The sequence below is a fragment of the Cognatundibacterium crateris genome (assembly GCF_010078235.1).
GTDB lineage: Bacteria > Pseudomonadota > Gammaproteobacteria > Burkholderiales > Burkholderiaceae_D > Undibacterium > Undibacterium crateris.
The window spans coordinates 114,858-138,540 of the sequence record NZ_JAABOS010000002.1; the positions used below are offsets into that span (position 1 = coordinate 114,858).

A 23,683-nucleotide genomic window follows, 5' to 3' on the forward strand; every position below is an offset into this window, starting at 1 on the left:
GTGTCATTAAAAATACTCTAATTTTTCACTGCATTTTAATTAGGGTCAGAGTAATTCTTTAATAGGAATGACGCAAACGCCGCAACATTGCAGGCACACTTGCTTAATCGGCTTTCAATGCATCCGACTGCTTACGTGGCCGCCCTCGCCTGCCTGGCACCAGGCGACGCGTTGCTTCCTTGCTCAGCGCGTGCAAATAGGCATCGCTACCCAAAGCCCAGGCATGCTGTGTCGCATGGCGCAATTGATCCATCACGGACTTACTCAAAGACTGAACCATCAGTTCTTTGTAATTCGCTTCTCGCTGAAAAGGGGTATTCCCCAGGGCCCAGAAAATGGGATGATCCGACAGTACAGGGTCGATACGCTGACCCGCGTGATGCTGATAACTGGACCAGGGATAGGCAGCCGCCTCTTCCACTAAACCCACCCTGACTGGATTGGATTCCACAAATATACTGCATGGCAGAAAATAATTTTCCGCTTCCAGCACAGTTGCTTTGTAGCGTCCTTGCCACAAACTACCCGTGCGCAGATACTTGCGATTGTAATAAGGAACATAGTAACGCCCCAGCCATTGCAACAGCCTGCCCAAGCCTTCCGCATCTGCTGGTGTCAATAAAAAATGCACATGATCGGGCATGAGCACGTAGGCATGAATTGCCACGTGGAATTGGTGCGCGCCCTGACGTAACCAGCTCAGAAACTGCAGATAATCCTGCTCATCCCGAAACAGTTGCACGCCTTCGTGACAGCGCTGAACCACATGATGCAAGGCTGATGGAATCACCAGCCGCGGTAACCTGGCCATAAGAAATCTGAATAAAGAAATAATTGCAGTGTAAAGTAAATCAACATCACTGCGTCGATACTCGGTTATGCTAGTTGAGTTATACCTGCACTAAATAAGTGAATAGCTTTCATCTATGCACACTTATGTAGCACTTATAATGTTGCACTGTGGGAATTTTTCAAATTTGCGCAGCGTTGAAAGTTCCTTCCCCCCAAAAATTTCGCGTGTCCCAATTTGATTATGAATAACCTCATGAAACAACTTTCCGTTGGTAAACGACTGGGTCTGGGCTTTGCCCTGATCCTGTTGTTATCGATCTGCTCTACCTTGGTTGGCCTGACGCAACTTAATTCCGTTGCCTCAGCTACCCGAACCTTGTTGCAGGAACCTCTCGCTACTGAACGTCTGATGAGCGACTGGTACCGTAATATTCACACAGGTATACGCAGAACTGCAGCAATCGCCAAGAGCAGCGATCCATCGCTGGCGACTTTCTTTGAAGCAGACCAGGCTGAATCCTCAAGAACCTCCGCGGAATTGCTCAAAGAAATTACGCTCAGAATGGAGACAGATAAAGAGCAAAAACTGCTGAAAGAAGTCAGCGAATTACGCGAAGCCTATCTGGCAGCGAGAAATAAGATCGTTGCCCTCAAAAAAGAAGGCCAGGCTGACGAAGCGAATGCCTTGCTCGAGCAGAAATTCGTACCGACTTCCACTGCCTACGTCAAAAAAGTCGAAGAAATCCTGAAAGAGCAGCGTCTGCAAATTGATGAAACCGCAGCAGACATTCAAAAAAGCTATGAAAATAGCCGCATCTTACTGATTGTGTTGATATTGTTATCCTCACTGTTTGCGATCATCTGCGCCTGGCTGATGACGAATTCCATTACCCGGCCTCTGCATGAAGCAACAGAAGTTGCGCAGAAAATGGCACAAGGCGATCTGCGCGATCATATAGAAGTCACACGCAGCGATGAAATCGGTATGTTGATGAATGCCATCAATGGCATCAGTGCCGGTCTCAGCCACGTGATTGCCGACGTCAGAGAAGGCACACAGGCGATCAATGTGGCCGCCTCGGAAATCGCCTCTGGCAATGCTGACTTGTCTTCGCGTACAGAAAATCAGGCCAGCTCACTGGAAGAAACTGCCTCCTCAATGGAAGAACTGACTTCGACCGTGAAACAAAATGCTGACAATGCGCGCCAGGCAAATCAATTGGTGGTTTCCGCCAGCGGTGTTGCCGTTAAGGGTGGTGAAGTGGTCGGGCAAGTCGTTGAAACTATGGGTTCGATCAAAGAAAGCTCAAACAAGATCGTGGATATCATTGCGGTCATCGACGGTATCGCTTTCCAGACCAATATTCTGGCGCTGAACGCGGCTGTTGAAGCGGCGCGTGCCGGTGAACAGGGCCGTGGTTTTGCGGTGGTGGCATCCGAAGTGCGCAACCTGGCACAGCGCAGTGCATCTGCTGCGAAAGAAATCAAAGCGCTCATTGATGACTCCGTGGGCAAAGTCGAACACGGCAGTAAGTTAGTAGACACTGCTGGTAAAACCATGGCAGATATTGTCAATAGCGTGCAGCATGTGGCCGATATCATGGCCGAGATCAGCTCTGCCAGCCAGGAACAAAGTTCCGGCATTGAGCAAGTCAATCTTGCCATCAATCAGATGGATGAAATGACGCAACAAAACGCAGCACTGGTAGAACAAGCAGCTGCTGCCGCCGAAAGTATGCGCGATCAGTCTGAAAAACTGTCGCACGTGGTCGAGCAATTCCGCGTCACAAACCAAAATCCTGCAAGCAATGCACCTGCACCGCGTCCAGCGCCAGCGCGTACCAGCCATACTGCAAAAAGCCCGCTGATCCGTCCAGCGCAGTTAAGCCGTCCTGCCGCCCGGAAAAGTAATGAACAGGATTGGGAAGAGTTTTAAGCTATCTCGTTATCCTCTGCTTCATCCCTGCTTTAACCTGCATTAGCAGGTTAAAGCAACAACAAAAAAGGAGCCAACGGCTCCTTTTTGTTTTGTACAGACTACAGCGACTCAGAGATAAGCGCCAGCCAGTTCCGGTGTTTTTGCTTTCAAACGGAAGGCACTCAATGCTTTCGATGCATCAGGTACCGCCAACACTTCTGGCATACCGCTCATCAATTCCGAAATCCGGGTTTTTAATGCTTTTGCCTGAGTGGCCAGCTTGAAATGGGCTGGGCGCTGCGTCTGCACGATACTCCAGCGTACCACCGGCGATTGAGCACTGGTATCGAGCAAGGCACGGTCACGCAACCATTTTTCAAAGGAGCGGGATGGCAAATCACTTTCTATCCAAATCAGATGATCAGATGTCATCTTTTTGCTTTCAGCAGCACGAACCAGAATTTCGTAGATCATTTTCAGACTCCTTGAGTAGCGTCTTCGCGCTAATCCAGTATGGGCAAAGACTATTTATCTACAGAAACGTGGCATCCGGCGTACAGGTTGACAAAGAAAGTTACACAAACCAAAAAAATTTCAAAAAAATCCGATTTTTCATCAAATAAATGTCATATTTTTAATATAAATAGATACTTTTGTCAGGATCAGTATTTTTTTTACAAAAAAAAAGCCTGTCCTGGTGCCGGACAGGCTAGTTTTCCCGTTCGCACGGGCATGCAGCAAACCGTCATTAATTCAGGCGGGCAGACTCCAGAATAAAGCTGAGCTTACCGAAACGCGCACTCACCTCGTCAAATTTCTTTTGTTTTTGCTCATTGGTCAGCGTCGTATCATTCATATTGGTACGCAAAATACTGAACAACGCCAGATCAGCAATCGGTTTTAACTGTGCGTCATTCGAACGCTGGAAGCCGGACAAATTCAGAATATTCTTCAAAGTCTCGCGCTGGGCCGGATTTTTCCCTTTACCGTAGTTCAGGAAAAAATCGTCAATACGGCTTTTGCTGGCCGCTGACATATCTTTTTTATACAAAATCGGATCATTTGGCACCAGTGGCGAGGTCCAGATGACACGGATCTTCTTCAATTTATCCGGTGCTTCTTTCTTCAGTCTGTCCATTTCTTCCGAATTGAAAGTCGCCACATCCACTTCGCCGCGCAAAATAGAAGCCAGGTTAGCCTGGTGATTGCCGACGATGACTTGTTTAAACACTTTGGCAGGTTCAACCTTGTTTTTCGAGAACAGATAATATGCAGGCACCAAATGACCGGAAGTCGAATTCGGATCACCATCGGCAAAGCGGTAAGTACCGGGCTTGGCCGCAATTTGATCAAAACTACGGATAGGGCTGGCAGCAGGAACAATCAGCACCGAGGTATAACCACGTGAGCCATCCGACTTAATCATTTGCGCAAACACACTGGCCTTACCGCCTTCTACCGCTTCGAGTGCCACTTTGCTGCTAAGCCAGGCTACCTGTACCGTATTGTTCTTAAAGCCATCCAGAATATCTTTGTAGTTCGTTGAAATCTGCGCCTGCACTTCCATGCCTGTGCTCTTGGCCAGGTCGTCCAACAAAGGCTGCCAGCGTTTGCGGGTATCTTCAGGATTGGTCGGTGCAATCAGCCCCACGGTTAATTTTTCAGCCGCCACCGCGACTGACAACAGGGTCTGGCTGAGCATCAGGGCCAGGCCAAATTTTTTGATAGACATAGTAGACTCACTGAGAAATGAATTAAGAGAAGTGTAGTTTGCTTTATCGTCAATACAAGAAGCGACAACAGCGCAGCCCTGACATCGTCATGGCGTTGATCTTACAAATGAGATCGACGGTGATTCTGAGACAGGGGGCTGATATGACAATTTTCCGCCTGTGATGATGAATTTTTATGCAGAATTATACCATTTATTGCGTCACAGCAAATTTTCCATGGAAGAAGATGCTGTTTTCCAGCTAATGAAGCTCAGCACAGAAACCCTTGGATTCCTGCGCTGACCAGCAGTCCAAACCAGTCTAAAAACCACATTCAGCGGCTGCTACGACTCAGCCGCTTCGGCCACCATGGCGGCCTGACGCAGGGTTTTAAAAATACCCAACATACACAGCCCCAGTCCCATCGCGGCACTACCGAAAACCAAAACGCTGCCTAAGGACGACATAAATTTTCCGAGCACGCCGATACCAACTGTACCCAGCGAATCCCCTGCAGCATCCTGGGCTGACCACAATCCATTGATGCGCCCAAGATACTGATCCGGTGTGTAGTTCTGCACTAAAGCGTATTGCAGCAAGGAGGCGATGGAAACCAGATAACCGAACAGAGCCAGCAACAACAAAGCACCAATAAAACTGCGGTTTACGCCCAATAAAATCATCACCAGAAAAGCCGCCAGACTGACCAGCATCATGACCAGCCCCGGACGCCTGAGCTGATGTGCCCAGCCGCTGATGACAGCGCCTAGTGTCGCGCCCAGCGGCACAGCCGAGTACATCAGGCCGACTTCAAACGCTGCGCCATTGAAAGCCGATTCCGCCAAAGCCGGGAACAGTACGCGGATTGCCGTGGTCAGTGTCACCAGAGTGCCGATCAAGGTGGCACTGGCGACCACAGTATTGCTGATCATGAAGCGGAAACCGTCGGCCAGTGCCTGCAGAGGATGTTGGCTATCATCACACTGTGGCTGCATGACGGGCAAGCGTAACAAAGGCAGCAAGGTGCAAGCGGTCCCCAGCGCGGCGATCAGATAATTCCAGCCTACATCGCTGGCAGCGATGATGATACCGCCCAGAGCGGGTGAAATCACAGTAGCCAGCCTGACCGTCACCATACTGATGGCACGCGCCTGCAGTATGTTTTCGCGCCCCACGATAAACGGCATACAAGCCATCAGTGCGGTGACACCAAGCGCACCAAAAAAACCATCCCATACCGACAACAGATAGATCACCCATAACGAAGGCGCTGGCAGCCAGGTATTGATCGCCAGCCCCAGGAAGCCCAGCCCACACACCGCACGTGCGAACAAGATCAGCTGTTTGCGCTCATACCGGTCCGCCAAGACTCCGCCCAGCAGCAGACCAACAAACATGCCCGTACCTTCCAGCGCCATGGCCAGCGCCACATGGAAAGTATCATTCGTCAATGCATAAATCTGCATGGGTATCGCCACCGATAACATGCCCAGACCGAGCAGGGAAATCGTGCGTGCAATGAACACACTGCAAAAAGCCGGATTGCGCTTGAGCAGACCAAAATCAAGGAAAAGAGAAGTCATCTTCATGTCTGTATTTCTGAACGGTTAAAAATCAGGACTGAAGAAAAAATCTGCAGCGCGGTTTCGCTTCATTCCTGAGAATGGCTGTCATATTGAATGCACTGTTTTTGCCGGACCGGATTCAATACCAGGCACAGCTTGGGCAGGATTGCGTAAAGCCGCTGTCAGCAATTGATCCAGCAGCGGCCCCAGCGTTTCCAGTGAGGCAGGCGACAGGATATTTTCATGTGAACAGCCAGACAGTCGATGTACCTGCAACTGCTGTACATAAGGCTGCCAGCTGCTTTCCGGCTGGATGTAGGCGGGCAGCGATTGCTCAGCCACAAACAGGGTAACTGCAGCGTCGCAGAGCGGCGTCTGCGTACCAGACAACAGCCTCACCGCATCTTTGTAATTGGCGAAAATCTGGCCCAGCATGGCTTCTTTTTCCTGCCGTAACAAGGCATCCTCTGCTGCCTCTGCCTGACCGGCGTAGGCCTCGTTCAGTAATAGCGTTTGCTCGCGCTCGGCACCCATCGCCGCTTCAGCCCCCTGAGGATCAGACCAGTCATGGACTTCGGCCGGATAGGTATCCAGCAACCCAAGGAAACTGACTGTTTCTCCCAGCGCGCGTAATCTGGCCGCCACCCCATACGCCACGGTGCCACCCAGAGAATAGCCGAGCAGGAAATAGGGTCCTTGCACCTGCACCTTGCGTATGATGTCGAGCTGAGCATCAATCAGTGCTTGCATCGTTGGGCTGCTGGCAATCAGGCCGCCGGGACGTGGCGATTGCAAACCGATGATGGCTTGCCCACTGTTCAGATAACGGGACAACACACTGTATTGCCACGCAAAACCTGAGCCCGGATAGAAGCAAAACAAAGGCGTTCCCTGCGCTTCGCGCAGATACAGCAGATGATCGAAGCCCTGGCTACCGAAATCATTCAGCATCACATCCTGATTCAATTGAGCGGCCAGCTTTGCCACGGTCGGTGCAGTCATGATCTGACCAACACTGACCGGGCGCTGCAAGTTCCGGCGTATCTCTGATGCCAGACGCATCGCGAGTAGCGAATGGCCACCGATATGGAAGAAATTTTCATCGGCGCAGACCTGATCCAGATGCAACACGCTGGCAAAAATTTGCGCCAGACGCGTCTCCAGACCAGGTGCCGGTAAGCTGCCCTGGCGCGTCTGATCTGTGGCTGTAGCGGTACGCGCAGACGCTGGCTGCGGTAAGGCTTTACGGTCTAATTTACCATTCGCACTTAAGGGAAGCTGGGGCAGTGCGACAAAAGCCACCGGCACCATATGAACTGGCAAGTGTTGCTGCAAATAGGTCTGTATGCGCAGACTGTCCAGTTCAGCACCTTGCGCCATCACCAGATAAGCGACCAGTTGTCGATGATCTTCATTGCTCACGGCGGACGACGTATTGTTGAGTGTGATGGCATGCACCACCGCTGCGCCCACATCTGGCAAGGCCAGTAACAGGGATTCAATTTCACCCAGTTCTATGCGTAGCCCACGGATTTTGATCTGATCATCAGCACGTCCCAGGTATTCAATTTCACCGCTGTCCAGCCAGCGCACCACGTCACCTGTGCGATACATACGCTGCCCGCCGTCAAGCTGGTCAGCATAGGGGTCGGCCACGAAGCGGCTGGCACTCAGATCGGCCCGGCCCAGGTAGCCCATGGCGAGCTGATCCCCGCATAAATACAGTTCGCCCTGACACCCAGGCGGCACTGGGCGCAGATACTGATCCAACACCCGTAACTGCGTATTCCAGACTGGCCGTCCGATAGGCACGCCTGCCCCGCCCTCACCCAGATCGCCACAGGCAGGCCGGTAAGTCACATCCACTGCGGCTTCGGTCGGGCCATACAAATTGTGTAAGCCAGCGTTGAAGCAGTGCGCAAATTCCTGCGCCAGGCTCTTGCTAAGCGCTTCACCGCTACAGAACACCAGCCGCAGATTGCCAGCAAGGGCTTTTGGCTGCTGCTGATCCGCCCCATGCAAGTCCTGAACGGCACGGACAAACATGGCCAGCATAGAGGGTACAAAATGCATACAAGTGACGCCATGCTGCTCTATGCTACGCAGCAGCATGGCCGGGTCGCGATGGGCATCCGGCGCCGCCATCACTAAGCGTGCGCCGACCATCAGCGGCCAGAAAAACTCCCAGACTGACACATCAAAACTGCAGGGCGTCTTTTGCAATACCACATCGTCTGCACTGAGCTGATAAGCGTGCTGCATCCATTCCAGCCGGTTGATGATGGCCTGGTGCGACACCAGTACGCCTTTGGGTTTTCCTGTGGTGCCTGAGGTATAAATGAGGTAAGCCGGATGCGCGGGTGTCAGCGCCAGCTCGATGGCTGGAAGTGCAGACGGCTCCGTGATGGCCGCGAGCTGATCAAACACCAGTATCTGGGCTGCATACTTCATCGTCGCGAAGCGCGGATGGCATGCGCTGTCCGTGATCAGCAGCCGGGCCGATGCATTGTCCAGCATATAGGCCAGACGCTCATCTGGATAGCCGGTATCCAGCGGCAAGTAAGCGGCTCCGGCTTCAATCACCGCCATGATAGCGATGCTCAGCTGTACCGAGCGCGGCAAAGCGATGGCGACAATATCACCGGGCTGCACACCGGCGCGCAACATGTCCCAGGCCAGGCTCATGACCTGATACCGCGTTTCTGCATAGGACAACTGATGCTGTGCATCGACCAGCGCAATTGTCTGCGGCGAACGCAAGGCTTGCGCCGCCAGCGCACTGCGCAGCGTCGCCGGTGCCAGCGCATGTTGTGTGGCATTGATCTGCTGTAGCCAGGCGATTTCCTGTGCGGTTTGTAAGGTAAAGCGCGACAACGGTAAATCCGGCTGCGCCAACAAGCTACGCAGCAGCATGAGCACACGCTGCGCCAGGGCAGCGCCATCTTTTAACGCGCCCCGGTTTTCTACCAGCAGCTGTAACTCCTCACCGGGAATCACCAGCAGCGCCAGCGGATAATGGCTGTAGCCACGATTGTGGATCTCACTGACTGTCAAACTATTACCCTCACGCCCATCCAGCTCTTGTGTGAGATAAGCATGATCAGGGTAGTTTTCCACTACCAGCAAAGTATCAAACAAATTCCGGTTTCCGGTATGAGGAATACCACTGCCGCCCGCTCCGGCTTCAGCGGCGATGCGCAGGATTTCCGCCAGTCCCAGGCCATCATGTTCCATCAGCTCACTATGCTGTTGCTGCAACGCTGGCAATTGCTCCCACAGAGAACGATGGGCTTGTAAGGTCACCCGGACCGGCAAGGTATTCAGGAATAAGCCTACCTGTTCGTCTATGCCATGAATGGATGCGCTGCGCCCTGCTACCGGGCTGCCAAACACCACTTCATCGCGTCCGGCCAGGCTGCTCAATACCATGGCCCAGATGCCTTGCATCAGCACATTCAAGGTCAGGCCACGCTGTCTGAGCTGCATCATCAATTGCTGTGTCAACTCTGCAGGCAGCCGGACCAGGCACTCATCGACCTGCGCCTGCGGCTTCACCTGTTCAAACAAGAGCGTGGGCTGCACTTGCTGCAAACTGGCGCGCCATTTTTCCCTGCTGGCCTGCATATCACGCTGCGTCAGTTGCCGCATCAGCGATGCGTAACTGGTTTGCAATGCAGGCAGTTGTGGCAGTTGATGGCGATAAGCCTCAAACACATCGCGCAGTATTAGCGGTGTAGACCAGCCATCGATCACCAAATGGTGTATCACCAGTATCAGTACATGTTGACTGGCATGCAGATGGACCAATGCCGCCTGTATCAGACCACCAAATTCCGTGCCGGTGTGATGACGCTGCAGCAGCCGCTGCTCTATTGCGCTCAGTTGCAGCGTCTGCTCTGCTTCACTGATACCGGACAAATCTATTTCCTGCCAGGGCCAGGTGCTGGCTGCTGCTGTCCCTTCCTCAGGAAGCAGGAATACCGGCTCATCGCCCGTTTCCATATCAAACAAACCGCCTAACTGCGGATAGCGCGACAAGGTGGCGTTCAGCGCACGATGCAAACGGGCGCCATCCATCACACCCGTGAAATGCAGCCGTGTGTAGGCGTTGTAACTGCTGGCCTGATCCCCTATCTGTGCATGGAACAGCATCCCTTTTTGCAGTGGTAACACAGGAACTGCATCGGCAAACCCGCCATAACGCTGCTGCAAATCCGCCAGTTGCTGAGCCGGTAAAGCCCAGGTATTCCGGCTCAGTTCAGGAGCAGCTTGGCTACTACGCACAGCGCCCAGTTTATCTGCCATATGACGTGGAGTTCGTTGTGAAAACACGGCGCTGGGACGCAGTTCAAAACCGGCCTGACGCAGTTCTGAGCACAGGATAATGGCAGAGATACTGTCGCCCCCTAAGGCAAAGAAATCGTCATCGACACCAGCGTGTGGTAACTTCAACACCTTAGCCATCAATTGGCAGAGCAGCTTTTCCTGCTCGCTAGTGGCAGCGCTGTCGCTGCTCAGCAAGTGCATGTGTGTGTTTGGCGAAGGCAGCCGCTTTCTGTCGACTTTGCCGCTGACATTGCGCGGAAATTCAGGCAGCACGACGAGAGCAGATGGCACCATATAATCAGGTAAGCTGCTGCGCAGCTCACTTAACAGGTTCTGGCTGATCTGACTGCGGATCGCATCCCGGTCTGCGCTATGTTGAGCATGTTCAGCCATGTCAGTATCAGGCACCACACAATACGCGATCAGACGATGACTATGATTGACGGACTCTGCAAGCACCACCGCGCTTTCCACACCGGGCAACAGCGACAAGGCATTTTCCACTTCACCGATTTCCACCCGGTAGCCGCGCACCTTGATCTGATCATCGGCGCGGCCTATGAACTCCAGATACCCGGCTTCATTCCAGCGCACCAGATCGCCGCTGCGGTACATGCGTGCACCTGTATTTGCCGTCCCCACTGCTGGCTGAACAAATGGATTCGCGACGAAGCGGGTCGCGCTTAAATCAGCACGTGCCAGATAGCCCTGCGCCAGCCCCTGTCCGGACAAATACAATTCACCCACCACGCCTGACGGTACCGGCTGCAGACAAGCATCCAGCACGTACACGGTGGTATTGCCTATCGGCCGTCCGATGACCGGCGATTCACTGGCAGCGAGCGGTGCACGCAAGGTATCCACCGTGTATTCGGTGGGTCCATACATGTTATGCGCCTGCAAATGTGGGAAAGCGCGCAATTGCTGCCACAAAGCAGCGGGTGCGGCTTCACCACCGATCAGTATCAGCGTCAGCGCGTGACGCCCCTCCGCCATCAAACCATTGTTCAGCATTTGCGCCAGAAAGGATGGCGGCAAATCCATCGCGTCTATCTGCCAGCGATCGACTTCCTGCACCAGTTGATACGCATCCCGCCTGACTTCTTCATCGAACACGATCAGCTCTTGTCCATGCAAAATCCAGAATATCTGCAGCCAGGATGAATCGAAAGAAAACGAATGCGTATGCGCCGCGCGTAGCATCCGGCCCGGGCTGGTACGCCGCACGGCATCCATCGCTGGCTGATACACACTGGGCTGATGGGACAGAAATAAATTCAGCAAAGCGCCGTGCGTATTCATCACGCCCTTGGGTCTGCCGGTACTGCCTGAGGTAAAAATAATGTAGGCGACATCGTCCGCAGCAAGCCTGCTGTCGCGGCTGAAGCAGATGGCATGGCCGGGCAGCGCGGCCAGCGAAGCGCGCAGCGCAGCACTATCCAGATCCAGCCTTGGAATAGCGGCAGGTAATTCCGTCGCCACTGCACACTGGCTCAGCACCAGCAAAGGACAGGCATCTTCACACATCAGCGCAATGCGTTCTGATGGATAGTCCAGATCCAGCGGCAAGTAGCTGGCACCGGAAGATAAGACAGCCAGCATGGCAATCAGTGCATCGGCACAACGGGGTAGCGCTACGGCTACCACCTTGCCACGGCCAGCACCATGCTGTTGCAACAGACGGGTCAGGCGTGCCACCTGCATCGCCAGTTCGGCAAAAGTCAGACGCTGATCGCCGCAAATCAATGCGATAGCTTGCGGTGTTTGCGCTGCCTGGCGGAAGAAAATTTCAGCGATACTGCACAGCTGTGCCGACTGTTCCGGCTCTGAGGTATCCGCCGTATTTGCTGTATTTGCAGGATGCGCAATGACTGGACCTTGCGAATATATGGCCAGATTCGACTGATCCTGGGCAGTCAGCAAACTGATACGGGCAAGTGCGCTATCCGGTGCTTGCAGGCAGTTTTCCAGCAATTGAAGTATGCGGTTTGCATGAGTGCATAAGTCCTGATGCCGGTAGCGTGCACTGTCGGCGCGTAATTCCAGCGTCAGCTGCTCTTCGTGCATGACAATGCCAAACTCAATATCATCTATCGGCCCCGTCGCGAGGTGATGGGTGACACCAGTCATACCGGCAAAGTCCAGCCTGTAGTCAAACATCTTGTAATTGATCAGCGCGCCATACAGCTTTTGCGCTGAACCGACCAATCCCAAATCACGCTGTATGCGCTCTGCATCGTAACGCTGGTGCTTACGTACCTGAGCCATCGCCTTTCTGACCTGAGCCGCCACATCCAGCCAGCTCATCGCCGCATGCATCTGCAACTTTAAGGGCAGGACATTGACTACCGGTGCGACAGCATCGATCGCGACCGAACCCATACGGCGCATCCACGGCACACCTATGCTTTGCTGCGCCTGTCCGGTCATACGGTACAGATACATCGCCAACAAGCCATGCAAGAGATCCGCCAGCGTCAGTCTGGCATGCTGACTGGCACTCAGCGTCCGTAGGGCAGTCAGCAGCGGTGCTGGTAAGCGGATCTGATGCAGCACCAGATCCGCGGTACCCTGCATAGCGCCAGGATGACGGGACAGACTCAGCGGTACCGGCAAATCGCTGCAGTATGCTTGCCAGAATGCGCGGTCCGTTTCGAATTGGGCTGATTGCTGATAAGCCGCATTTTCAGCGATGACGGCATCGACTGCGATGAAGGGTGAAGCTGACAACGCGTCAGGATTTGCGCTGAGCAGCGCACTGTAAATCGCTGCAATACGGCGTGTCAGCGCAGTAAAACTATACCCATCCAGCATGATGTGATGGTAGCGCTGATACCACAACACTTCAGCCTTAGCGCCATCGTTCACCATGAACAGCGCTTGCCGGTACAAAGGCTGCGTCCCATCTGCAATCAGGTCGGCCTGCGTATCCGCCCACATCCATTGCAAGGCCTGTGCCTTACTGTCGTTCAGGTTGCGAAAATCATAGACTTCCGGCGCAGGGATATCGTCTGCATTGCCGCCCTGCCGTATGCGTTGCAGCGGTAACTGCGCATCTGAGACGGAATAGACCGCCGTGACGGTATCGGCTTCAGCCAGACCCTGCCGTATTGCCTGTTGCAAGACATTGATCTGCACGGCCGCATCCAGGGCGATGTAATGCGATATCACATAAAGATTTTTACGCTCAGATACCTGATCAGCCAGCCAGATACCTTGCTGGGTGCCGGTTAACGGAACATCCCGGAACTGGCTGTCATTGGAAATCTGCAGCTCAGGCAGTGCGGATAGCTGTTGCATGCTGCGCTCCTCAGGCTGCGTTACTGAAAGGATTAATGCTGGTCCAATGCAGCGTTATATAGTCCAGACATTCCTTGCGAGAGGCAGGGCCAAATGCACAGTCCCAACCAACAGGCTGTGCCGCAAACACTGGCCATAAACTGTATTCCTTGCGCGCATTGACCAGCACACTGAATTGCAATTGTTCGTCGTCAAAAGGATTGAGGTAGTTATCGTGACTCATGATGAGATATCGCTTCCCTGATTGGATGTCGCAAAAAAATAGAATGAAATGGGTGAGTGTTCAGACCAGCGCTGACAGCAGATCGCAAAGCCCGCTCAGTAAGCCATTGCGCCAGCATATCCAGTCATGACCACCGCGAAATTCGCGATAAGAAACCTGATGTCCGGCCGACTTCAGAGCAGCACACATGGCTTGATTAACGCCAGTCATGTCGCTCTCATAGCAACCGGCTTCCATCCAGACGCGCAAGCTGCCGGGCGTTACTGAACCGCTACGGACTTGCCGGGTCAGCCAGCCCTGATCACCCGTCTCATTGGCATCCGGCCACCAAAACGAACCGGACTGGCTTAGCACCAGACCAAAGCGTTGTGGCCAGTGCCAGGCTGCATACATGGCAGCCAGCCCACCATAACTTTGGCCAGCAACCAGGCTGCGCCGGGGATCAGCGCTGAAGGCTTGCAAGGCACAGGCTTGCGGCAGTAATTCTTGCTGCACAGCGAGCCAAAAATCTGCATTACAAGTCAGATCGCTGGCACGCTGGGTGTGGTTCATCGCATCGATGAACAGATAGACCGCAGCAGGCAAATCGCCGCGCGCACTCAATTCATCCAAAGCCGGAAACAGGGGCATGTGCTGCGTCCAGTACTGGCCATCAAGTAACAGCACCAGCGGCAAATTACCCTCCACGGCATCTGCGGTTTTGCCTTGCGTGCGGTACAGCCAGACCGTGCGATCGGTATGCAGGCGACTGCTGTTCCAGCGCAAAGTTTGCAATTGCCCGCGCAGTGACGGGCTATTCCGTGCATCGGTTTCTAAACCGGATTCAAGCTGCTGCCAGGCAGCATGCTTGACCGCCTGTGACAAACTTAGACGGGACAAGGAGACGCCAGAGCCATTGCTATGTGTGGGTAGCGGATTGAAGCTGTCAGACTGTGCCCGCGCTGCCATCAGATCTGTCCACCATTGCCGCATTTGCGCGCGCGTTGCACCCGATGGAGGCAGATGCTGCTGTTCTGCAGGCAGCAGAAAATAACTGCCACACCAGTCCTTAGGCAGCACCGTCTGCCAGCACCAGACATCGCTCTGTCCTATGCGCTGCAAGGAGCTCAGCTGCTTCAGCGGATGTGGCGTATGTGAATACACGTCGATGTAGACATGCTGGCATGCAGAGTCTTGTGGACCACCCTGTGGATCTCGCCACAAAAAAATGACCTGATCGCTCGCTTCATCCATAGCCTGTATCAAAGGCGTACCCGTCTGCTGCACGGCATGCCACCAGGCTGGACTGCCCAGATCGGCGCGCTGCAGCAGAGGGTGTCTGAGCAGCGCCGGTGATATCGGCCTCATGCTGCCCACACGCTGTCTTTGGGACCATGTCGCACACGACGCGCAGTCAGCCAGCATGCCCAGGCAAACATCAGCGCAGCCACAAAACCGACCAGATCAACGCTGAGGCTGGCCAGACTCAGATGCATCCATACGCCGGAACCTGGCAGCAGCCATGCCAGCAGGCTGGTCAGCGGTATTGCCAGCGCGGCGATGCTGCACACAGCCAGCAAATCCACTGCTGCGCGCGCCGCACCGCGCCAGAATGCCCAACTCACTGCCGCCACAAAAACGCTGTAATACACGGTCAGATAAGCATGGTTGATTTGGCTGACCCAGGCAACCATCAGCTTGCCGGCAACCATGGTGCAACACACAGCTGCTACCGCGCCCAGACACACACCTACCGTTGCCGCAGCCATCCATAGTGTGGCGCGCGACTGGATCACAGCAGGCTGATTAGCTTGCTGCTTAGCTTGTTGATTTTTGCGACGTTTTTCCACCCACAGCAAATTCCCGGAATAGAACAGAAACGCACCGCTGAGACCAAACACAAAGTACACCCAGCGCATCAGGTCACCACCGAAGCTGCCGAAATGCAGGGAAAAGAATGGAATAGTCAGCGCGCTCCAGACATTGCCCTGACCCGGTAACATGCTGGTATCGATCACCTGACCGGTATAAGGCTGTATCAGTACATAGGCGGCCTGCGGCCCCTGTACCAAATGTTCAGGACTCAGCAAGGCAGCACGTGCCACAGGACGTGGCCCTTCCAGCCCCATGAACAGGATTTCCTGCAAACTCGCCTCCGGTGCTGCCTGCTGCAGCTTTTCTATCAATGCGCTGACCGGCAACATGTTCGCGACATTGTGCGTCTCACTGGTATGGACAGCTGGCCGGGTAAACATCGGCGTATCGCCATACACCACGCGCGACAGACTGCCGTAAAACAAATCATGAAAAGCAAAGACCACGACTGTAATACTGATCAGTACATGAAACGGCAGGCTGAGTATGCCTATGATGTTGTGTGCATCCAGCCAGAAACGTTTGCGGTTTTTGCCGGGGCGCAGCGCAAAAAAATCCTTGACCAGGGTAGGCAATAACAAGATCACACCTGAGACCAGCGCCAGGAAATACATCGCACCGGCGATACCCATCAGATAGGTACCCAGATACTCATCGCCCAATGTTCCGGGGATGCCGGCAGTACGGTGCAGCATGTCGATCAGCTCCGCCAGCAGCGAAGGCGTGTCGGCACGCGCAGTGAATTGCCCGGCTTCATTCAGCGTGCCCAGCCAGCGTTGCGCGGACAAATCCAGCTCATGTCCGCTTTCGCTGCCAGTCCAGCTCAGTGGGGCAGCGATGTTTTCCTGCTGCGTCAGATGCAAAGTAAATTCCTGACGTGCGTCCGGACGCTGTTGCAGCATAGCGCGCACCAGACCATCCAGCTGGTCAGGACTCATCGCAACCGGCGCAGGCGCGCCATGGCTGGCGGGCGGGCTGATCCAGCGATCCAGTGGCTGCTTGAACATGGTCAGGGCACCGGCAAAAAAACCGATGAATAACAACATACCGGTCGTGATACCGACCCAGGTATGTAAGGACTGATAGATACGGAGAATATCGCTACGAATTTTCATGATAAAGACAAGAGAACAGGCATTCCACGGGAGATCCACAACAACAGGTAAGCAAGCACATTGGCCGCCAGCAGCCAAAGTACGGCCCGCATACCCGTGTGAAACAGATAGACCAGACTAAAGATCACCAGCCATAGCGGCGTGATCATCCACATCACGAACTGAACCTTGTTCGGTGCGCTGATACCGCCTGGCCCCCACCAGGCAAACAGCCCGCATACAGCGAATGCCAGTGTCAGCCCCAACACGGCACCGGCTAAGGTTTTGCTCCACCAGTCAGGATGGATAGCGGGCTTTTTTTGCGGCTTGACAGTAGCCGTGTTGGCATTAGCGTCCATGTTCAGCCTTCTTCGCAAACAGTAAAAAAATCAGAGAAAAAAATGGCAGCAAGCTGAGTGTCAGCATACTGATGACCAGCCAGGCAAACACCGAGGCGGCGGTGCTATAAGCTTGCGCACCCACCACAGGTGCCAGCAATAACAGAGCAAATCCTGCATAGCGCCAGGGCATCTGCGCTAAGGGCTGCGCCAACCATGCCTGATGACGATGGCTCAGATACAGCAGCGCGCAAGCCGTCACGGTGAGGAGTAAAAAGAGTAGTTTCATCATGCTTGTACTAAAACGAGGAAATGGAATCAGAAGCGGAATCAGTGCGCTTAGCGGGACCGGAAAGACGCCCCGCGAGCTGGCGTATTTTCTGGCTCGTCTTCACCACCAACAGATAGCTGAGCGGAACAAAAATCAAGGCCAGTGCGGTAGCTGAAATCACCCCGCCCAGCAAACTGGCTCCGATAGAGCGCTGAGCGGCAGCACCCGGTCCATTCGCCAGCACCAACGGTACGATGCCGGCGCCAAACGCAAGTGAGGTCATCAGGATAGGACGCAGACGCAGGCGGGCAGCAGCGACTACTGCCGCCAGCACAGACTGCCCTTGCCGGATCTGGCTCTCGGCAAACTCGACGATAAGAATCGCATTTTTGATTGCCAAGCCCATCGTAGTGAGGATACCGACCTGGAAAAAAATATCCCTGTCACTGCCGGACAAATTCACGCCTGCCACTGCACCCAACACCCCCAAAGGAATGACCAGCATGACAGAGACCGGGATAGTCCAGCTTTCATACAAGGCTGCCAGGCACAGGAAAATGAACAGCGCAGAAACGCCATATAGCAGCATCGCCTGTCCTCCTGAGAGCTTTTCCTGATACGACAAACCGCTCCACGCATATTGAGTACCCGGTATAGCGCGGGCCAGCTGTTCCAGCGTTGCGATCACTTCCCCCGAACTGACCCCGGGCACACCGGCGCTGCTGATCTGGATCGCTGGCATGCCATTAAAGCGGCGCAACTGACTGGGCCCATTCTCCCAGCGCGTGCTGGCAAAGGCAGAGAACGATGTCATGCTGCCTTTAGCGCCACGCACAAACCAGTGCTGAATATCTTCCGGAGCAGAGCGATACGGCGCATCAGCCTGAACAAACACTTTCCTGACATGTCCACCGTGAATAAAATCGTTCACATAGACGCCGCTCCAGGCGGTGCTCAACGTGGAATTGACGTCCTTCGGGTCCAGCCCAGAAGCCATCGCCATTTGCTGATTGATATCTATCCTTAGTTGCGGACTATTCTCGATACCAGCCGCATCGACAAACATCAGCTCAGGATAAGCCGCCGCCTTATTGACCAGTGTTGCAGCACGTTCGGTCAGCGTGGCATGCCCCAACGCAGTCGCATCCTGTAACCAAAACTCAACGCCATTGGCATTTCCTAAGCCATCTATCGGCGGTGGCACCATGGCAAAAGCACGCGCGTCGCGCAGCATGCTGAGTGCCTGGTTAGCACGCGCAGCGATAGCTTGTGCAGTATCACCTTTCGCCTGACGCTGTGCCCAGTCTTTCAAAGGCACGAAAGCAATGCCGGCATTCTGACCAGCGCCGGTCGAGCTGAAACCAGACACGGTATAAATTCCATTGATCGCGGCTGCCTCTGTAGTGAGGAAGTAATGCTCAATCTGTTTCGCCACTTCTGCCGTGCGTGGATAGGTCGCTCCGGGTGGCAACATGAAACGCACCATGATGGTTCCCTGATCGTCTTCCGGGATAAAGGCCATGGGCAAACGCTGATAGCCAAACCAGGCTGCACCTATCACCACCACATATACCAGCACAAAGCGCAGCGGACGCGATAACACCTTGAACAACAGCGCTACATAAGCCTGCTGCAGGTAAGCCGTCGCAGCGGCAAAGCTGGCCAGTACGACTGCAATCCTTGTACTTTTTGTGTTTGCAGCCTGCTTCGTGTGCATCTGCTCACTGGACGAAGAAAGGCGGGGCTTTTTAGCTTGCAGCAAAGCGACGCACAATACGGGCGTAAGACTGATGGCAAGCAGAACTGACAATGCCATAGCGGATACCAGGGTGATGGAAAACTGGCGGTAAATCACTCCCACCGAACCGGCAAAAAATGCCATAGGTAAAAATATCATTCCCAATACCAGGGCGATGCCGGTCAGGGCACTGGTCATTTCACGCATGGTTTGCAAGGTAGCCGTGCGCGCATCCAGACCATTTTCATTCATTAAACGCTCGACGTTCTCAACCACGACGATGGAATCGTCGACCAGCAAACCTATTGCCAGCACCAGACCGAGCAAGCTCAGCGTATTGATGGTGTAGCCGGATACGGCGAGAATCGCCAAAGTACCCAGCAATACCACTGGGACGGTAACCACTGGTATCAAGGTAGCGCGCCAGTTCTGCAAAAACAAAAACATCACCAACACCACCAGTGCGACTGCTTCGAGCAAAGTGATGAGCACGGAACTGATGGAGCGTTTGACAAAACGGGTCGCGTCTTCCGGATACATTACCTGCACCCCAGGTGGGAATGCGGGCGCCAGCTGTGCAATACGCTGCTTGACTGCGTCAGCCGTGCTCAGCGCATTGGCGCCCGGCGCCAGCATGATGGCCAGACCCGACGCCGGCATACCGTTCAGACGCGAAGTACTGCTATAAGCTTCATTTCCTATCTCAACTCTGGCCACATCTGCCAGCCGCACCAGTGCGCCATCCGCACCGGTTTTGACCACGATATCGCGGAATTGCTGAGGCGTTTTTAAACGAGACAAAGCGGTGATGGTCACATTCAATTGCTGGCTGTCGCTGGCAGGCCTGGCACCCAGCTCACCAACCGGCACTTCGGTATTCTGTGCTTCGATCGCTTCGATCACATCGGAAGGCATGAGGCTGACACGATGGAGTTTTGCAGGGTCGAGCCAGATACGCATCGCATAGGATGATCCGAAATTACGCACATGACCTACCCCGGCTATCTGACTGAGCGGTCCCATCAAATAGTTGTTCATCCAATCGGAAATATCGGTATCGGTGCGCTGCCCATTCTGATCGTAAAACACGGCAATCATCAGAAAGCTGTTTTGCATCGAGCTCACACTCAGGCCATTTAGCTGAACTGCGCGCGGCAGCCGGTTGCTGATCTGGTTGACCTTGTTCTGCACCTGAATCAAGGCCTGTTCATTGTCCGTTTCCTGAGAAAACGTGAGCATGATTTCGGCTTCACCGGAGGCACTGCTGCTCGCATCGAAGTACAGCAAATTCTTCAGGCCTTTTAATTCCTGCTCCAGTACCTGTGTCACGCTTTGCTCCACCACCTGGGCTGCAGCTCCCGGATACATGGCAGCGATGCGCACCACTGGCGGCGCGATATTGGGATATTGTGAAACCGGCAGCATGCGTATGGCGATCAGGCCGGCCAGCATCAAGGCTATCGTCAGCACCCAGGTCAAAACCGGGCGATCTATGCAGAAACGGGAAATCATGACTGTTACTCTTTCGCCGTTCGTGCCGGACTGTCCGCCGGGTCAGGCATTGCGGCAGCCTTCCATTCTGTTGGCCTGACTTTGGCGCCCGGTGCGGCTTTCAATGCACCCTCAACGATGACACGTTCTCCAGACTGCAGACCGCTGCGTGCTATCCATTGATTACCCTGACTGCCTGCCAATTCCAGTACGCGCACTTCTACCTGCTGCTGCTTATTCACGACCAGTGCACTGGCCTGATTTTTCTCGTCATAACGTACTGCCTGTTGCGGTACCAGTATGACTTCCGACTCCACGCCCTGCGCTACGCTGGCGCGTACATACATACCAGGTATCAACAGCTTTTCGGGATTCGCAAACTGGGAACGCAGCGTGACTGCGCCAGCATCGGCATCAACCGCCATTTCCGTCAATTTCAAGGTACCGGCTTCGCTATAAGCCTGCCCATCTTCCAGCACCAGATGTACCGCTGACAGACCAGGCTTAAGCGAGCCACTGCCCAATCGACGACGCAATTGCGTCAATTGCTGGCTGGACTGAACGATATCGACATGAATAGGATCAAGCTGCTGTATTCTGGCCAGTGACGCAATCTGGTCAGCGGATACTAAGGCACCTTCGGTCACGTTGGAACGCCCTATCCGTCCTGCGATGGCAGCGCGGATCTGCGTGCGTTGCAGATCGATTTGCGCTGTTTTCAGCGCAGCTTCCTTGAGTCTTACCCGTGCCAGCCCCTGCTGATAATTTGCTTGCGACAGTTCATATTCCTGTTGCGTGACCGTTTTACTATCGAGCAGTCTGGTATAGCGCTCCGCGATCACCCTAAGGTTGACTAAAGCCGCCTTTTCCAATGCCAGATCGGCTTCTGCCTGTTCTGCTTTAGCCTGATAACTATCCGGGTTAATCTGATACAAGAGGTCACCCGCCTTGACATCGGAGCCTTCCGTAAACAGGCGTTTCTGTATGATGCCGCTAACCTGTGGCCGGACTTCGGATACGCGTAATGCCGCAACCCGCCCCGGCAATTCTGTGCGCACCGGCAAGGACTGCGTATGCACAGTCAGTACCGCAACTTCAGGCAGCACTTCTTTTTCCTCTGTCACTTCTTTTGCGGTCGCAATCTGTTCGCTGCCACAGGCAGACAACAATAATGCCGTTGACGCGCTCAGAATTGATACATAGATAAAATTCAGTTTTACCACTTTTTTTACGGTTCGATTAAGCAAGGGGACAACCTGTTCACAGTATGTTGATTCATCAATGCGTACATCACGCAGCCAGCGTCGCACCGCCATCCACCACCAGATCCTGCATCGTGATATGGCTGGCCAGATCGGAAGCGAGAAAAACCACGGTGTTGGCGATTTCTCTCGGGGTCGCAATTTTTTTCAAAGGAATGCCCAGCTTGTATTGCTCAGGCAAACCTTCTATGGTTCGCTGCATACTCGCTTCGCTGGGCAGCATGGCGCGCAGCATGGGTGTGTCGGTCGATCCTGGGGAGACCAGATTGCAGCGCACACCATATTCCGCCAGCTCCAAGGCGACACAATGACTGAGGCTGACCAGGGCGGATTTGGACGCACAATAGGCACTCATATTCATACGCGGCACATGGGCGGCATTGGAAGCGAGGTTCACAATACAACCGGACGCTTGCTGCTTAAATTGCGGCATGAGTTGAGACAGCAGATAAAACACACCGCTGACATTGATATCGAAACTGCTTTTCCAGTCATCCAGCGTCAGTGTTTCCAGCAAGCCCAGACGCAAGATGCCAGCGGCATTCACCAATACATCCAGGCGCGGCATTTCCAGCAACAGCTGTTGACATACACGTGCTACTGCAGCGCGATCAGTAATATCCAGCACCACCGTTTTAAACGGATAACGCTTGCCCTCCTGCGTACCCAGTTCACTCTCGAAATGACGATCCAGACCGACCACCCTTGCACCGAGCTGACGAAAGGTCATGGCGATCTGATAGCCTATACCCCGCCCGGCACCGGTGACCCAGACTTGCTGGCCCTCAAACTGGAGACGCGGCGGCGGTGCCTGCTTGGGAAGCGGCGCCTTGGCCACCTGCTCCGGCGTTGCGCGCATCATAGTAAGCTCCTCACGCTGCCTGCTTTTGCGAGTACAGTGTCCACCATGCGTTCAGGCTAGGCTTTCTGGCTAACTCTTCAAATGTCACCTTGACGCCAAATTTCTCCCATTCCGCTACCAGCCCCATCACCTGCACTGAGTCCAGACCGTAGTCCATCAGATTGTCGTCTTCCCCGAATTCACTGTCGTCTTCATCGATATAGCTGAGCAGGATTTGTCTGAGCTGTTCGCGATTCATCACAGGGCGCGCAGGCGAGACTGTTGACCCTGTGGTCTCCAGTAGCTGTGCCATGCTGAGCACAGCACCGCATCGGCCCGCCACATAATTCAATGCCATGTGATGTTCCTGTTCTGTGAAATCGGCCACACCGTCGCTGATCATAAAGGGCTGGATATCACGCATGAATGCATCAAGCGCAGTCGTCATACAGCCGATGTGCGCATACACGCCGACAATCAATAACTGGTCACGCTGCCACTCCTGCATCAGTTGCTGCAGGGATGAGCGTTGAAATGCGCTGTAGCGCCACTTGACCAGAACGGTATCGTCTGGCTCAGGCTGGAGCGCAGCGACCACCGCTTTCTGGGCCGGATCAGCCTTCGTCAGACCAGGTCCCCACATATCATTCAACAGCGCGCGGTCTTGTGGATTTTGTTCGGCAGGCTGAGCGGTGTACACGACAGGAATACCCGCCGCTTTGGCCCAACGCCGGATGGCGCTGATATTCGCAATCAGTTCATGCACCAGCGGATTATCTGCGCCGTAAAAACGCAGAAAATATTCTTGCATATCATGGATCAGCAAAACTGCCCGCGTGGTATCTGGTTTCCACTGCACGCGGTTTGCAGGTAAATCATGGGCAGATGGCAAGGTGTAAAACGGTATCACTGGAATCGACATGGCTAGCTCTTTGGGTATAAATTCAGTTAGGCTCAG

General features: G+C 54.1%; 15 protein-coding genes. 1 reads left to right on the plus strand and 14 read right to left on the minus strand.

Translation table 11 applies throughout. The features are described from left to right. Positions 1-103 precede the first annotated feature (103 nt). Positions 104-811 (minus strand): transposase, encoded by a 708-nt coding sequence (locus EYB48_RS03745; protein ID WP_162018974.1) that lies wholly within the window; start codon positions 809-811, stop codon positions 104-106. A gap of 234 nt (positions 812-1,045) precedes the next feature. Between EYB48_RS03745 and EYB48_RS03750 the strand changes: the two genes are divergently transcribed. Next, on the plus strand, positions 1,046-2,728 hold the full coding sequence (locus tag EYB48_RS03750) for a methyl-accepting chemotaxis protein (protein WP_162018975.1): 1,683 nt from the start codon (positions 1,046-1,048) through the stop codon (positions 2,726-2,728). Positions 2,729-2,839: 111 nt separating this feature from the next. Here EYB48_RS03750 and EYB48_RS03755 read toward each other — a convergent pair whose 3' ends face one another. The 13 genes from EYB48_RS03755 to EYB48_RS03815 form a co-directional block, all read right to left on the minus strand. Further along, positions 2,840-3,184 carry a hypothetical protein gene (locus EYB48_RS03755; RefSeq protein WP_162018976.1) on the minus strand — a complete coding sequence of 115 codons (345 nt, stop codon included), beginning with the start codon at positions 3,182-3,184 and terminating at the stop codon, positions 2,840-2,842. Positions 3,185-3,458: 274 nt separating this feature from the next. Beyond that, the gene (gene phnD / locus EYB48_RS03760) at positions 3,459-4,442 is read right to left on the minus strand and encodes a phosphate/phosphite/phosphonate ABC transporter substrate-binding protein (protein WP_162018977.1); all 984 of its coding nucleotides are present in this window, start codon (positions 4,440-4,442) and stop codon (positions 3,459-3,461) included. A gap of 324 nt (positions 4,443-4,766) precedes the next feature. Then, positions 4,767-6,005, minus strand: coding sequence for an enterobactin transporter EntS (entS, locus tag EYB48_RS03765; RefSeq protein ID WP_162018978.1), 1,239 nt, complete (start codon positions 6,003-6,005; stop codon positions 4,767-4,769). 87 nt (positions 6,006-6,092) lie between these two features. Beyond that, positions 6,093-13,613 (minus strand): amino acid adenylation domain-containing protein, encoded by a 7,521-nt coding sequence (locus EYB48_RS03770; protein ID WP_162018979.1) that lies wholly within the window; start codon positions 13,611-13,613, stop codon positions 6,093-6,095. Between the two features lie 10 nt (positions 13,614-13,623). Beyond that, positions 13,624-13,836 carry an MbtH family protein gene (locus EYB48_RS03775; protein ID WP_162018980.1) on the minus strand — a complete coding sequence of 71 codons (213 nt, stop codon included), beginning with the start codon at positions 13,834-13,836 and terminating at the stop codon, positions 13,624-13,626. A gap of 60 nt (positions 13,837-13,896) precedes the next feature. Beyond that, positions 13,897-15,183 (minus strand): enterochelin esterase, encoded by a 1,287-nt coding sequence (gene fes, locus EYB48_RS03780; RefSeq protein WP_162018981.1) that lies wholly within the window; start codon positions 15,181-15,183, stop codon positions 13,897-13,899. Beyond that, positions 15,180-16,805 (minus strand): PepSY-associated TM helix domain-containing protein, encoded by a 1,626-nt coding sequence (locus tag EYB48_RS03785; protein ID WP_162018982.1) that lies wholly within the window; start codon positions 16,803-16,805, stop codon positions 15,180-15,182. Before EYB48_RS03785 ends, fes begins: the two co-directional genes overlap by 4 nt. Further along, on the minus strand, positions 16,802-17,143 hold the full coding sequence (locus tag EYB48_RS03790) for a hypothetical protein (protein ID WP_162018983.1): 342 nt from the start codon (positions 17,141-17,143) through the stop codon (positions 16,802-16,804). Before EYB48_RS03790 ends, EYB48_RS03785 begins: the two co-directional genes overlap by 4 nt. Beyond that, positions 17,133-17,414, minus strand: coding sequence for a hypothetical protein (locus tag EYB48_RS03795; protein ID WP_162018984.1), 282 nt, complete (start codon positions 17,412-17,414; stop codon positions 17,133-17,135). Before EYB48_RS03795 ends, EYB48_RS03790 begins: the two co-directional genes overlap by 11 nt. A 7-nt stretch (positions 17,415-17,421) precedes the next feature. Further along, positions 17,422-20,643 (minus strand): multidrug efflux RND transporter permease subunit, encoded by a 3,222-nt coding sequence (locus EYB48_RS03800; RefSeq protein ID WP_162018985.1) that lies wholly within the window; start codon positions 20,641-20,643, stop codon positions 17,422-17,424. Between the two features lie 5 nt (positions 20,644-20,648). Continuing rightward, a complete protein-coding gene (locus EYB48_RS03805) occupies positions 20,649-21,869 on the minus strand; it encodes an efflux RND transporter periplasmic adaptor subunit (protein ID WP_235934897.1) in 1,221 nt (406 codons plus the stop codon). 43 nt (positions 21,870-21,912) lie between these two features. Beyond that, a complete protein-coding gene (gene dhbA / locus EYB48_RS03810; RefSeq protein WP_235934899.1) occupies positions 21,913-22,746 on the minus strand; it encodes a 2,3-dihydro-2,3-dihydroxybenzoate dehydrogenase in 834 nt (277 codons plus the stop codon). A 10-nt stretch (positions 22,747-22,756) separates the two neighbouring features. Further along, entirely contained in the window at positions 22,757-23,647 is an 891-nt protein-coding gene (locus tag EYB48_RS03815; RefSeq protein WP_162018987.1) for an isochorismatase family protein, read from the minus strand. Positions 23,648-23,683 lie beyond the last annotated feature (36 nt).